Annotated in this window: 14 protein-coding genes; 10 read left to right on the forward strand and 4 right to left on the reverse strand. The window is 37.5% G+C overall.

All coding sequences use genetic code 11. From position 1 onward, the window contains the following. Positions 1–80: 80 nt before the first annotated feature. Positions 81–674: a TetR family transcriptional regulator C-terminal domain-containing protein gene (locus ACNR9Q_RS13350; protein ID WP_419211716.1), complete on the forward strand. Its 594-nt coding sequence runs from the start codon at positions 81–83 to the stop codon at positions 672–674. A 69-nt stretch (positions 675–743) separates the two neighbouring features. Here ACNR9Q_RS13350 and ACNR9Q_RS13355 read toward each other — a convergent pair whose 3' ends face one another. Further along, entirely contained in the window at positions 744–2,375 is a 1,632-nt protein-coding gene (locus ACNR9Q_RS13355) for a PorP/SprF family type IX secretion system membrane protein (RefSeq protein ID WP_419211717.1), read from the reverse strand. A gap of 84 nt (positions 2,376–2,459) precedes the next feature. Between ACNR9Q_RS13355 and ACNR9Q_RS13360 the strand changes: the two genes are divergently transcribed. Together ACNR9Q_RS13360 and smpB are read left to right on the forward strand one after the other, a co-directional pair. Beyond that, a complete protein-coding gene (locus ACNR9Q_RS13360) occupies positions 2,460–3,002 on the forward strand; it encodes a SixA phosphatase family protein (RefSeq protein WP_419211718.1) in 543 nt (180 codons plus the stop codon). Positions 3,003–3,098: 96 nt separating this feature from the next. Next, positions 3,099–3,560 (forward strand): SsrA-binding protein SmpB, encoded by a 462-nt coding sequence (gene smpB / locus ACNR9Q_RS13365; RefSeq protein WP_419211719.1) that lies wholly within the window; start codon positions 3,099–3,101, stop codon positions 3,558–3,560. On the opposite strand, the gene ACNR9Q_RS13370 is transcribed toward smpB, so the two are convergent. Continuing rightward, positions 3,557–4,198, reverse strand: coding sequence for a protein-L-isoaspartate(D-aspartate) O-methyltransferase (locus ACNR9Q_RS13370; RefSeq protein WP_419211720.1), 642 nt, complete (start codon positions 4,196–4,198; stop codon positions 3,557–3,559). The two genes, smpB and ACNR9Q_RS13370, sit on opposite strands and share 4 nt — an antisense overlap. Before the next feature lie 147 nt (positions 4,199–4,345). On the opposite strand from ACNR9Q_RS13370, the gene ACNR9Q_RS13375 reads away from it, so the two are divergent. From ACNR9Q_RS13375 to ACNR9Q_RS13405, 7 genes are read left to right on the forward strand one after another with little or no spacing between them, the layout of a single operon-like run. After that, positions 4,346–5,320, forward strand: a complete 975-nt coding sequence (locus tag ACNR9Q_RS13375; protein WP_419214286.1) for a Gfo/Idh/MocA family protein — start codon at positions 4,346–4,348, stop codon at positions 5,318–5,320. After that, the gene (locus ACNR9Q_RS13380) at positions 5,317–6,216 is read left to right on the forward strand and encodes a 3-hydroxyacyl-CoA dehydrogenase family protein (protein WP_419211721.1); all 900 of its coding nucleotides are present in this window, start codon (positions 5,317–5,319) and stop codon (positions 6,214–6,216) included. Before ACNR9Q_RS13375 ends, ACNR9Q_RS13380 begins: the two co-directional genes overlap by 4 nt. 16 nt (positions 6,217–6,232) lie before the next feature. After that, positions 6,233–6,886: a YggS family pyridoxal phosphate-dependent enzyme gene (locus ACNR9Q_RS13385; protein ID WP_419211722.1), complete on the forward strand. Its 654-nt coding sequence runs from the start codon at positions 6,233–6,235 to the stop codon at positions 6,884–6,886. 41 nt (positions 6,887–6,927) lie between these two features. After that, entirely contained in the window at positions 6,928–8,295 is a 1,368-nt protein-coding gene (locus ACNR9Q_RS13390) for an exonuclease domain-containing protein (RefSeq protein ID WP_419211723.1), read from the forward strand. Position 8,296: 1 nt separating this feature from the next. Continuing rightward, entirely contained in the window at positions 8,297–9,154 is an 858-nt protein-coding gene (locus ACNR9Q_RS13395; RefSeq protein WP_419211724.1) for an ion transporter, read from the forward strand. Further along, a complete protein-coding gene (miaA, locus tag ACNR9Q_RS13400) occupies positions 9,147–10,067 on the forward strand; it encodes a tRNA (adenosine(37)-N6)-dimethylallyltransferase MiaA (protein ID WP_419211725.1) in 921 nt (306 codons plus the stop codon). Before ACNR9Q_RS13395 ends, miaA begins: the two co-directional genes overlap by 8 nt. Continuing rightward, positions 10,060–10,554, forward strand: coding sequence for a gluconokinase (locus tag ACNR9Q_RS13405; protein WP_419211726.1), 495 nt, complete (start codon positions 10,060–10,062; stop codon positions 10,552–10,554). The genes miaA and ACNR9Q_RS13405 overlap by 8 nt, the downstream gene beginning before the upstream one ends. A gap of 48 nt (positions 10,555–10,602) precedes the next feature. Here the strand turns inward: ACNR9Q_RS13405 and ACNR9Q_RS13410 are convergent, their stop codons facing one another. Together ACNR9Q_RS13410 and ACNR9Q_RS13415 are read right to left on the reverse strand one after the other, a co-directional pair. Then, positions 10,603–11,316, reverse strand: coding sequence for a response regulator transcription factor (locus ACNR9Q_RS13410; RefSeq protein WP_419211727.1), 714 nt, complete (start codon positions 11,314–11,316; stop codon positions 10,603–10,605). 5 nt (positions 11,317–11,321) lie between these two features. Further along, positions 11,322–12,902 (reverse strand): sensor histidine kinase, encoded by a 1,581-nt coding sequence (locus ACNR9Q_RS13415; protein ID WP_419211728.1) that lies wholly within the window; start codon positions 12,900–12,902, stop codon positions 11,322–11,324. Positions 12,903–12,967: the final 65 nt, after the last annotated feature.

Below are 12,967 nucleotides of genomic sequence, written 5' to 3' on the forward strand. Positions count from 1 at the left end.
AATTAATAAGGACGCTTTTTTTATCAACATTATATACCATGCAGTATAGATTTTTTATATTCGCATAAAACAGTCCCTATATGTCAACCAAAGCCGAAAGAACCACCGCTTATATTATTGAGACTGTTGCTCCTGTTTTTAACAAACACGGGTATGTGGGAACGAGCATGAGTGATCTGACCGATGCCACAAAATTAACTAAAGGAGCACTATACGGTAATTTCGAAAATAAAGAGGCCTTGGCTCTTTCTGCATTCGAGTATAACCGTAATTTATTATTAAAAGCTATAGATGATCATTTGTCCATAGAGGGCAATGCGATGAAAAAAATAGATAATCTTATCGATTTTTATAAAAAATACGATGTCTTTACCTTGACTATGGGCGGTTGTCCCATTTTAAACGTCGGTATCGACGCACAGCACAATAATCGCTTATTGGCCGCGGCTACGAAAGAAACCATAAAAGAAATCGAAGGTAAAATTGCCCTTGTATTTGAAAATGGTGTTAATAATGGTGAGTTTAAAATTCCGGTAACACCATTACAATTCGCCAAACAATTATTTACCATTCTACAAGGTTCTATCGCCATGGCTACCCTTACAAAAGATCGTAAGTATCTTTTAAATACCGTAGCCTACCTAGAAGTGCTCATTAGAAGGGAGCTTAAATAAGTTTCAAAAAAAATCATCACCAATAATCGTAGTATCTAAATTGTCTATAATGATGGTTTTTTTAGTTTACTATTCCCCAGTTACCCTAAATATCCAAAGTTTTTCAGGATACTTTCCATTCAATTTTGAATCCCTTGCTTTTCTTGCTTCGTTAATGGAATTATACTTTCCAAGGTATACATAATTATATTTGTTCGCCTCCCTATAAAAAGATTGTGGATCCAAACCTTTTTTCTTCATTTCTGACATAAAGACTTCATAGTATTTTTTGGTGCCGAATACATTGGCAATCAAATAATAACCTGGAGCTAAAGAACCTTCCTTGGACACTTCTTCGTATTTTTCCCCTGCTTTAGGCTTTACAACTTCATTACGCATTGCCAATTCAGCTTTCTTCTTTTCAGCTTCTTCACTTTTAGTAATGGAATCTATTTTTTGCTGCTGTGCCAATGCCAAGGCTTCTTCTTTAGCTTTCAAAACAGCGGCAATTGAATCTTGTTTTCGCTTTTGTTCCAAAGCTCTTGAGGCTGCAAATGCCTTTTCTGCATTTACGTTTTCTATGGAATCACGCTTTCTTCGTAGATCACGTTTAGATTCCTTTGCCGCAATTTCAGTTCTATTTAAAACGTTCTGAATAGAATCCTTAACCCTATTCGCCTCAATTCGCGCCAAACGTTCTTGCTTTTTGGCTTCACGTTTTACGGCTAATTGCTCTGCCTTGGTCAATTCTTCGGTAACTAATTCTTGCCTTTCTTCTTCTTCTTCTGCTATTAACTCCTCTTCTAGTTCATCCTCTGTAGATTCCAACCTGCCCAGTTTGTAGGAAGTTACTAATTCGAACGATGGATCTTTTCCTTTTAATTCCGCACTTGTTCCTACTTCAACCAAAGCACCGATTGAAAATCTTTTGAAAAAACGCCCTCCCACTCCTCCTGAAAAACCATAAAAACTATTATACCCTCCTTGTACCCAAAATTTATTTGTGGTTAACAAGGAGGTGACTCCAAATTGAGAATCAAGACCAGGAATGGATTTATAATAAATTGAGGGGCGTAAAATGGAATTGGCGTCACTGGCTAAAATTGATATCGGGAAATCATAGCTCGCCAAGGCAAGAAATAGACGGTCATCGGGACTAGTATTACGTTCGTTGGTACTAAAATTATAATCAAATAGGTTTTCAGAAGTAAGGCCAAAATTAAACCTATCGATACTTAAATTGAAACCTGGCGCCAATTGAAGGATGAAATCATTAGTGATTTCGGTTTGTATGGGATTGGGGATGAAAAAGCGCTTATCAGCCAATTCTTGCCGGTATGCGAACATATTGACACCAACAGCCAAAAAAATGTTATCGCTTAGTTCAACATTATAGGCATAATTCAAAGCCGCTCCGGTATTCAGGAAAACTCCGGTATTCTGTTGAAAAAAACCTACTCCAGCTGCAGAAACCTCGTTTAATTTAGCGGTATAATTAAAAAACAAGGAAGTCGGGTCCGCATCATAGGTTTGCCACTGCCACCGTGCCCATAAGGCTATAGATGATGGATTATTACGATTTAAACTGTAGGCAGGATTCAGTAAACTGCCATTATATTCGGTAAGATTTTGCTGCCTAAAATCACTAGGAAGTACAACTTCTTGAGCTTTTAGACCTAAAACTACAAAACCGATAAGAAGTGCCCCACAAATTTTTTTCATATGCAAAAAAACAAAAAATCGACTATTTATAGTACTATTTTGAAGTAATTTTAGTTATTAAATTAATCGATCAACCATAAACCCATGAAAGCTACAAAATTTGTTCTTTTCGTAGTACTTGCCATCATTCTTTCTTGCAAGGATGAACCTGTTCGGGATATGAACCAAGACCAAAAAACGGTTTCTACCTTCTACCTCATAAGGCATGCAGAAAAAGACAGAACGAATCCTGATGACGCTGATCCAGAACTAAACCAAAAAGGATTAGGAAGGGCCATGCACTGGGCTGAAATTTTAGATGCAGTAGCACTAGATGCCATTTATTCTACAGATTACAATAGAACCTCGATGACAGCGGCGCCAACGTCAGTAAAAAAAAATATCGATGTGCAATACTACGATCCTAGAACGGTTGATATCGATCAATTCAAGGCGGATAATCTAAATAAAAATGTTCTGGTCGTTGGTCATAGCAACACCACCCCAGAGTTTGTAAATCAACTGATCGGCGAAGAAAAATACAGTACCATAGATGATAGTGAAAATGGGACGCTCTTTATTGTACATATTGTAAATGGCATTGCAACAGACACCAAATTGACCTTCAACTGCAACTGCCCCGATTAAATTTATCAGCTTCTTCGAAATTACCATTTCTAGAACAACTATAATTAATTGTAAAAGGTTCATACTTTCTTTCATTTGTTCTTATTTTTGTCCTAGATGCAGAATAATATTAACATAAAAAACAAAAGAGCTCGTTTTGAATATGAGCTATTGGATAAATATACCGCCGGTATCGTTTTGGCCGGTACTGAAATAAAATCCATTCGAGAAGGTCGTGCCTCTATTTCTGAAAGTTTTTGTGAATTCAATGATAAAGATGAACTATTCGTCATCAACATGCAGATTGACGAATATTCACATGCATCACATTTCAATCATAAGCCTAAAGCTGAACGAAAATTATTATTGAACAGAGGGGAACTTAAAAAATTGAGCAAAGAGGTGAAAACTTCAGGATTAACTATTGTTCCCTTAAATTTATTCATCAACGAACGCGGTCTTGCAAAAATGCAGGTATCCCTTGCAAAAGGTAAAAAATTGTACGACAAAAGGGACTCTATTAAAGATCGCGATAACAAACGTAATCTAGATCGCGTAAAGAAAAATTTCAATAACTAGTTCTTATTTTCAAGCAAAGGCACGAAACGAAAAGAACCATATTCCGTTTTTGTAAATTCCTTCTCTGTAGTTCTAACGTATAAGGTCATTATTTGGTCTTCAAAACCTATTGGAATAACGAGCCTACCCCCTACTTTCAATTGAGATAGTAACGCTTTCGGCACCTCGGGCGCTCCTGCGGTTACGATAATACGATCAAAAGGTGCATTTTCAGGTAAGCCTTTATACCCATCTCCAAAAATAAATTTCTTGGGTCGATAGCCCATTTTTTTAAAAAAGAGATTGGTTTTCTTAAAAAGTTCTAACTGGCGCTCTATGGTGAAGACCCTCACTTTCAACTTTAAAAGAACAGCTGTCTGGTAACCGCTTCCCGTTCCAATTTCCAATACATTCTGTTCAGGTTCCAATTTCAAAAGCTCTGTTTGAAAAGCAACCGTATACGGCTGCGAAATAGTTTGGTTAGCGGCGATGGGAAAAGCCTTATCTTGGTAGGCATGACCTTCAAAACTGCTGTCCATAAACAAGTGTCTTGGAATGTCGCGTATGGCATCTAACACCTTTTTGTCTGCAATTCCTTTATCTATAAGCAGTTGCGCTAAATGGTTGCGCATTCCCCTGTGTTTTAAGGTATCTTTCAATGGTAGTTGGTTTGACTCTCAAAGTTAGGGAAGTTCTTTAAACCATGGAAGAGACTGTTAAAAACTTACCTTTAAAATTTATAAAATAGGAATAACGCATAGGATAAAACTACCTAAGTATGTGTATTTTTGAGAAAAACGAAACAAATGCTAAAAGTCGGTGTTTTAGGAGCTGGACATCTGGGTAAAATCCATCTTAGACTTCTAAAAGAATCTAAAAAATATAAACTTATAGGGTTCCATGATGCAGATAGTGCCAATGGAAAAAAAGTGAGCGAAGAATTTGGCTATCCTTACTTCGAGAAGATGAATGATTTGATCGCTGCGGTCGATGTTGTTGACATTGTAACGCCGACACTTTCACATTATGAATGCGCCAAAAGATCTGTTGAAAAAGGCAAACACATCTTTATAGAAAAACCGATTACCCACACCTTGGAAGAAGCTCGATCCTTATTGGCGTTAGAGAAGGAATACGGTATTAAAGGTCAAGTAGGCCATGTTGAACGCTTTAACCCTGCCTTTACAGCCGTAAAACATGCCATTGATCAACCTATGTTCATTGAAAGTCATAGACTGGCCGAATTCAATCCAAGGGGAACCGATGTTCCTGTAGTATTAGATTTAATGATTCACGATATCGATGCCATATTGAGTGTGGTAAACTCTGAAGTGAAACAAATAAATGCCAGTGGAGTTTCTGTTATTAGCCAGTCCCCGGATATTGCCAACGCCCGGTTGGAATTTGAGAATGGATGTGTGGCCAATTTAACGGCCAGCAGGATTTCCTTGAAGAACATGCGAAAATCCAGATTCTTTCAAAAAGACGCCTATATATCGGTCGATTTTTTAGAAAAAAAGGTTGAAGTAGTTAAAATGAAAGATGCACCAAAGGAAGCTGGTGAATTTGATATGATCCTTCAAAACGCGGAAGGCCTAAAAAAGCAGATTTATTTTGAAAACCCGTCCATCGAAATAAATAATGCCATAATGGACGAGCTTGAATCTTTTGCTGATGCCATCAATAACGATACGGTTCCTGTTGTAAGTCTAAAACAGGGTACACAGGCACTTGAGGTCGCCTTAAAAATCATAGCTTCTTTTAATCCGAACAAAATATGAGGAGAATAGCGGTTATAGGTGCGGGAACTATGGGTAACGGAATCGCCCATGTTTTTGCCCAAAACGGATTTAAAGTGCACTTAATTGATGTTTCACAAGATGCCCTGAACAAAGGCATTGACACCATCTCCTCTAACTTGGATCGCATGTTGGCTAAAGAAAAAATATCAGTAGCCGAAAAGGAAACTACGCTTTCGAACATAACCTCGTTTACCGAATTGGAAGAAGGGGTTTTGACCACTGATTTGGTCGTTGAAGCCGCAACTGAAAATGAGGCTTTGAAACTTAAAATCTTCAAACAGTTAGATGAGTATTGTGATGCAAACACTATTTTGGCAACGAATACTTCCTCTATTTCCATTACCAAAATAGCGGCAGCCACAAAAAGACCCGAAAAAGTAATTGGCATGCATTTTATGAACCCAGTGCCCATTATGGCTTTAGTTGAAATTATTCGCGGCTATAGCACTTCTGATACGACAACACAATCGATAATGGACCTCTCTGAAAAATTAGGGAAAATTCCAACTGAGGTTAACGATTATCCCGGATTTGTGGCCAATAGAATTTTGATGCCTATGATCAACGAAGCCATTGAAACAGTGCACCATGGTGTTGCAGGTGTTCAAGAAATAGATAGGGTAATGAAATTGGGTATGGCCCACCCGATGGGACCGCTTCAATTAGCCGATTTTATCGGTCTAGACGTTTGTCTGTCTATCTTGAATGTGATGTATAACGGTTTTAAAAATTCGAAGTACGCTCCCTCTCCGCTACTAGTAAACATGGTCACCGCTGGAAAAATGGGTGTTAAATCTGGAGAAGGATTTTACGATTACACCAACAGTAGAAAAGCTGAAAAAATTTCAGCTCAATTTGAAAAAAATTACAAGTAAAAATAGTAGAAATTATATGTCCATAGCCGAAAATCTGAAATCCATACGCAATACGATCCCCCAATCTGTGACCCTGGTAGCCGTTTCCAAAACGAAGCCAATTCCCGATCTTCAAGAAGCGTATAATGAAGGGCAACGTATTTTTGGAGAGAATAAGGTGCAAGAAATGACAGAAAAATGGGAACAGATGCCCAAAGATATTGAATGGCATATGATCGGACACGTACAGCGGAATAAGGTAAAGTACATGGCGGAATATGTTTCCTTAATCCACGGAGTGGACAGTCCCAGGCTACTCAAAGAAATCAATAAGCAGGCCGAAAAATCTAACCGAACCATTTCATGTCTCTTGCAAGTACACATTGCCGAGGAAGACAGTAAATTCGGATTTGACGAAAAAGAATTATTGGAACTCGTAGAAAATCAAGAATTTAAAGCCTTTAAAAATATAAAAATCAAAGGCTTAATGGGTATGGCCACCTTTACAGATGATATGGCCCAAGTACGACGGGAATTCAAAAACCTAAAATCGCTCTATGCTAGAATAAAAGATAACTATACTGATTTTTCGATACTATCGATGGGCATGAGCGGCGATTACCAAATTGCCATTGAAGAAGGAAGTACCATGGTACGTATTGGAAGTAGTATCTTTGGTTCAAGAAACTAATACCGGGCATGTCCGCACCCTAAAAATGAAAATAGAATAGAATGTACGCGATTTTAGATATTGAAACCACGGGTGGGAAATTTAATGAAGAAGGGATTACTGAAATCGCTATCCATAAGTTCGATGGAAAAAAAGTGGTTGATAAATTCATCAGTTTGGTAAATCCTGAGAAAGAGATTCAGCCATTCGTGGTTAAGTTGACCGGCATCAATAACAAAATGTTGCAGACGGCCCCGAAATTCTATGAGGTCGCCAAAAGAATTATCGAGATCACCGAGGATACCGTCTTAGTGGCCCACAATGCCCAATTCGATTATCGAATTTTACGAACCGAATTTCGTAGATTAGGCTACAACTTTGAACGTAAAACCTTATGCACCGTTGATCTCTCTAAATTATTACTTCCAGACGCAGAATCCTACAGTTTAGGTAAATTGGTGCGCTCTTTGGGCATACCCGTAAGTGATCGTCACCGGGCCAATGGAGATGCCTTGGCCACCGTGAAACTTTTCAAATTACTACTTGCCAAAGATTCAGAAAAAATAATTATAAAGGACACCATCCGAAAAGAAAGCCAAGGCGAACTTTCAGAAAAGCAGTTGGATATTGTACGGGAACTACCCAACAAAACGGGACTTTTTTACATGCATAATAAAGAGGGTGAAATTATCTACCTTAGTAAGAGTACCGATATCAAAAAGAAGGTAAACCAGCTTTTCACTAAAAGCGGTGAAAGATCACGTAAGTTGGCGAAGGATACCAAAAAGGTAACTTTTGAAGAAACCGGTAACGAACTTGTAGCCATTCTAAAAGAACACGAAGAGCTTTTAAAGCTAAGACCTAAATATAACAGTATCCCTAAAAAAAGAATGTTTTCGCATGCCTTATGCAAGGTTGAAAATAAAGATGGATATGATTCGTTAAAAATTATGCCTTTTAGGGAATGTAAAGATCCGTTAGGTCTTTTTAACGGTATTTTCAGTGCCAAAAACCATCTCTATAAAATAACCAAGGAGTTTGACCTTTGTGAAAAAGTAAACGGAATAAGTGAAGCTCGAGGAAATTGTTCTGGTTACGATGAAGGAACCTGTAAAGGTGCTTGTCTTAAAAAAGAAGACCAAGCAACGTATAATGATCGGGTTCGTGCAGCCACTTCAAAATATAACTTAAAGGATAAAAATGTCGTGTTAGTAGACAAAGGACGTGAAATTGGGGAACAAAGTGCTATTCTAATACGAAATGGCTCCCTTGTTGGTTTCGGTTTTTGCGACCTCAATTATCAAATAAATAATATGCATATCTTGGAAACCTTGATTACCCCGATGAACGGTACTCGAGATGCTAACTTTTTAATTGAATCTTACTTACGAAAAAAAAGAGTGTTGAAAACGAAGGAATTAAACGTTTAAATTGAAAGAGAGAAACAAATTATCCCCGTGGAAAAATAAACTTCATGAGATTATTTATGAAGCGGATACCCCAATGGGTAAGTTGTTCGATATCGTCCTTTTTATTATCATCATTTTCAGCATACTTCTCATCATGTTAGAAAGTGTCAAAAAAATTGACGCCGACTATCATGAAATATTATTTAACCTAGAATGGGCAGTAACGATTTTCTTTACCGTTGAATATATTGCCCGAATTGTTTGTATAAAGCAACCCAAACGCTATATTTTCAGTTTTTACGGCATCATCGACTTTCTTTCGACCATTCCTCTTTACCTATCCTATATTTTTGCCGGTTCGCAAGTATTGTTGGCAGTAAGAGCTTTTCGTCTATTGCGGGTATTCCGTATTCTAAAATTAGTGCAGTTTTTAGGTGAATCACATCATTTGAAAAGTGCGTTAAAAGCTAGTCGGGCAAAGATTACGGTATTCCTCTTTGCAGTCATGATCGTATCGGTCATTTTAGGCACCTTAATGTATTATGTAGAAGGTGATGAAGCAGGCTTCACCAGTATCCCTACAAGTATTTATTGGACCATTGTTACTCTTACGACGGTTGGTTATGGTGATATTGCCCCGATTACTCCACAGGGACAATTTATCGCCACCTTGATCATGCTCTTAGGTTATGGTATAATTGCCGTACCCACGGGCATTGTAACCTCAGAATTAGGTAAACAATCCAATGACAAATCAAATAAGAAAAATATTGGCACGTATGTTCACGTAAATACTCAAGCTTGTCCCAATTGCAGTAAGGAAGGACACCGAGATGATGCAAGCCATTGTTATAACTGTGGATCTCAACTCAATGAATAAGCTACTGATTTCAGTTATTGGGCCGACCGCAATTGGTAAAACCAAACTTGCTATACTACTGGCACGTCATTTTAAAACGGAAATCATTTCTGCAGATTCAAGACAATTTTACAAGGAGATGCGTATCGGAACTGCGGTACCAAGACCTGATGAGTTAAACCAGGCAACTCATCATTTTATTCAACACAAAAGCGTAACCGAATCCTATTCTGTTGGAGATTTTGAACGGGAAGCTATCGAAAAAATCAGAAACCTTTTTAAAACCAAGAATATTGTTGTCATGGTCGGTGGAAGCGGACTTTATGTAAATGCGGTTACCGAAGGGTTAAATGCCTTTCCAACAATAGATGCCTCTGTTCGGACAAAATTGAATTCTGAGCTTGAAGCACATGGTCTCGACTATCTGCAGGATCGATTAAAAAAAATGGATTCCACCTATTATGACAAGGTCGATATTCATAATCCGCAACGGGTCATCAGAGCTTTAGAAGTTTGTATCGGAAGCGGTCAACCTTACTCTTCTTTCATTGCAAAGCCAACATCAAAAAGGAATTTTGAAGTCGTAACGGTCGGACTTAAAGCAGATCGGTCTATAATTTATAACCGTATTAATCAACGGGTTGATTTGATGTTACAAGAAGGTTTAGTGGAAGAAGCCTTGGCCGTTGTACCGTTCAGAACGACCAACGCATTGCAAACGGTAGGCTATAAGGAACTATTTAAGCATTTTGACGGCGAATGGACCATGGATTTTGCTATTGCTGAAATAAAAAAAAATACTAGAAGGTTCGCTAAACGGCAACTTACCTGGTTCTTAAAAAATGAAAAGGCTATTTGGTTTAATTATGATGATGACGAGGAAACAATTATACAATCTATAGAAAAAGAAATAAAAAAAACATCAAATGCATAAACCTCAAATCTTATTTGTCATGGGCGTTTCTGGAAGTGGGAAAACTACCATCGGAAAGCTATTGGCAGAAAAATTGAACATCCCATTCTTTGATGGCGATGATTTTCATCCCGAAGCCAATGTGAAGAAAATGAGTGAGGGCCACCCCCTTAACGATGATGACCGCCAAGGCTGGCTAGAACGTCTTAATGCGCTTGCTTTGGAAAATGTATCGACTGGTGCGGTTATCGTATGCTCGGCCCTAAAAACAAAGTATAGAAGGATTTTAGGCAATCATCTAGAAGACCTACATCAATTTGTTTACTTAAAAGGAAGTTTTGATTTGATAAACGATCGTTTGGCTCTTCGAAAAAATCATTTTATGCCAAAGGGACTTCTACAATCCCAATTTGATACGTTAAAAGAACCGAAGAAAGCTATTACCGTATCGATCGACCAAACGCCGAATGATATGGTCAACGAAATTGTAGAAAAGCTCCAAAATTAAAAAAGCATCCGTTCGGGATGCTTTTTTATAACGGATCATTCAATTGGTTTATTCTCCTTCGGTCTTAATGACCAAACGGAAACCTTCACCATGAATATTCAAAATTTCAACGGTATCGTCACGCTTTAAGTACTTACGTAGTTTCGCAATATATACGTCCATACTCCTAGATGTAAAGTAATTGTCATCTCTCCAAATCTTGGTCAATGCCAATTCCCTTGGCATTAGATCATTCTCATGTAAGGCCAGTAAACGCAATAATTCGTTTTCTTTAGGAGATAGCTTAATGGCTTCCTCATCTTTATATTTAAGGAACCTTAATTTAGAATTAAGATGAAATCCACCAATTGAGAATTCAAATTTTTTGCTGTCTGCCAGTCCGTTAGAAGCCTTACGTTGCAAAATAGCTTTAAGTTTCATCAACAAGACCTCAGAATCGAATGGCTTGTTCAAATAGTCATCTGCACCTGCCTTATATCCCTTAAGCACATCTTCTTTCATTGTTTTTGCCGTTAGAAAAACAATAGGTACATTCTCGTTCTTTTCTCGAATTTCCTTTGCCAAGGTAAACCCATCTTTGTAGGGCATCATTACATCCAAAATACAGATATCAAAATTATCCTTTTTGAATTTCTCAAAACCTTCCATTCCATTCTTCGCCAACGTGACATCAAAATCGTTCATTGACAAGTAGTCCTTCAAAACAATTCCGAAATTTGGATCGTCCTCAACTAAAAGTATTTTCTTATTTATTGTTTCCATAGTATTTATATTAATGGCAGTTTGATGTAAAATGTACTTCCTTTTCCTTTCTCACTCTCAGCGTAAACCTCACCTTGGTGATCTTCAACTATTTTTTTAACATAAGCAAGGCCTAAACCGTGCCCTTTAACATTGTGTATATCTCCTGTGTGTTCCCTATAAAACTTTTCAAAGACTTTCTTTACAACAGCTTTACTCATACCTGATCCCTGATCCTGAACCTTGATTATAATGTAATTCTTTGCGCGCTCTGTAAACACATCGATTTTAGGTGCTTCGTTAGAATACTTTATAGCATTGTCCAACATATTTACAATTACATTCGTAAAATGCATTTCGTTAGCCAAGACTTCTGATCGTTCTGCATTTAAGTGCGTATGAACGTACCCCCCCCTATCGCCAACGATCAATTCGACATGGGTTATCGCATCTTCTATAATATCATGCACATCTACCCTATCTTTGCTAATATCCAACTGGTTTTTCTCCAACTTTGAAATACGCAATACATTTTCTACTTGAGCATGCATACGTTTATTTTCATCACGAATCATCTGCAAATACCGCAATACCTTTTCTTGATCTCCAATAATTTTCGGATTTCTAATGGCTTCTACCGCCAAATTAATCGTCGCTATTGGCGTTTTAAACTCATGCGTCATGTTATTGATGAAATCGGTCTTTATTTCCGATATCTGTTTTTGACGGATTAATTGGTATATGGCTCCCGAATAGGCTACGACGATAATAAGCGTAAAAAGTAACGAGAGCATGGCCAAGCCCAAAATCGATTGCACCAAGAACCGTTTCTTTTTGGGAAAGGAAACCAATAAATCAAAATTGGAAACCCCTTCAAAATCAACGAACATAGGAGACTTATAAATATTGGTCTCGGCATATTTGAATCTAGGTGATTTTATCTTGGTAGGTAAACCGTTACTATAAACACCATATTCAAAATTAATATCAACCCCCCTATTCTCAAGTTCCCTTTGTAACAACAATTCTATTTCTTGTTTAGAAACCCTTTTATGAATCGGCACACGTTTCGCATGCACCATGAACATTTCTTCCATAGCGGCCTTCTCCATTTTATTCAGCCCCCCTATTTTCTCTATACGTTGAATGGGGTTCAAACGAAACCGGTTACCCTCTAGGTCGAAATCTTCTTTAAAAATAGAAGTTGTTCGTTTACTCGTATAGTTCTTAACGATGGTGGTATCGGCACCTTCACTACTATCAAAGAACGTGGAAGAGATGCCATAATCCTCTTCTAAAATTCCGTGTTCGTATAACAGAATTTCGTTAGAGTTAACATCCCTATCAATGAAAAAAAAATTAATTAGTTGTGAACCTTTTAACTCACCAATGCTATCTTTCGCATTTAAATATTTATCAAAGTAGTTTTTGGATTCTCTTTCTGAAATTTTGGTGGTGACACTGTTCAATGCTTCGGAAACATTACTAGAAAATTGTTCTTCTGCACTATCAATGGAATTTTTTATCCAAAAACTTTGAACGAAAATCAGACCAATAAGAGAAAGGCTCATTAGAACTACCAAGAGCACAAATAACTTTTTGTTCATTGGGTGTTAAAATTAAAGATTATACAGGTAGACAATCATACGTTTAACCTAACCTTAACAAAAAT

The sequence above is a fragment of the Maribacter sp. X9 genome (assembly GCF_048537565.1).
Lineage (GTDB): Bacteria > Bacteroidota > Bacteroidia > Flavobacteriales > Flavobacteriaceae > Maribacter.

Coding starts and splice junctions, on each gene's coding strand:
- ACNR9Q_RS13355 (WP_419211717.1), bottom strand. CDS start 2,375: ATGAAAAAAATTTGTGGGGCACTTCTTATCGGTTTTGTAGTTTTAGGT.
- miaA (WP_419211725.1), top strand. CDS start 9,147: ATGAATAAGCTACTGATTTCAGTTATTGGGCCGACCGCAATTGGTAAA.
- ACNR9Q_RS13390 (WP_419211723.1), top strand. CDS start 6,928: ATGTACGCGATTTTAGATATTGAAACCACGGGTGGGAAATTTAATGAA.
- ACNR9Q_RS13350 (WP_419211716.1), top strand. CDS start 81: ATGTCAACCAAAGCCGAAAGAACCACCGCTTATATTATTGAGACTGTT.
- ACNR9Q_RS13380 (WP_419211721.1), top strand. CDS start 5,317: ATGAGGAGAATAGCGGTTATAGGTGCGGGAACTATGGGTAACGGAATC.
- ACNR9Q_RS13415 (WP_419211728.1), bottom strand. CDS start 12,902: ATGAACAAAAAGTTATTTGTGCTCTTGGTAGTTCTAATGAGCCTTTCT.
- ACNR9Q_RS13405 (WP_419211726.1), top strand. CDS start 10,060: ATGCATAAACCTCAAATCTTATTTGTCATGGGCGTTTCTGGAAGTGGG.
- ACNR9Q_RS13410 (WP_419211727.1), bottom strand. CDS start 11,316: ATGGAAACAATAAATAAGAAAATACTTTTAGTTGAGGACGATCCAAAT.
- smpB (WP_419211719.1), top strand. CDS start 3,099: ATGCAGAATAATATTAACATAAAAAACAAAAGAGCTCGTTTTGAATAT.
- ACNR9Q_RS13385 (WP_419211722.1), top strand. CDS start 6,233: ATGTCCATAGCCGAAAATCTGAAATCCATACGCAATACGATCCCCCAA.
- ACNR9Q_RS13375 (WP_419214286.1), top strand. CDS start 4,346: ATGCTAAAAGTCGGTGTTTTAGGAGCTGGACATCTGGGTAAAATCCAT.
- ACNR9Q_RS13360 (WP_419211718.1), top strand. CDS start 2,460: ATGAAAGCTACAAAATTTGTTCTTTTCGTAGTACTTGCCATCATTCTT.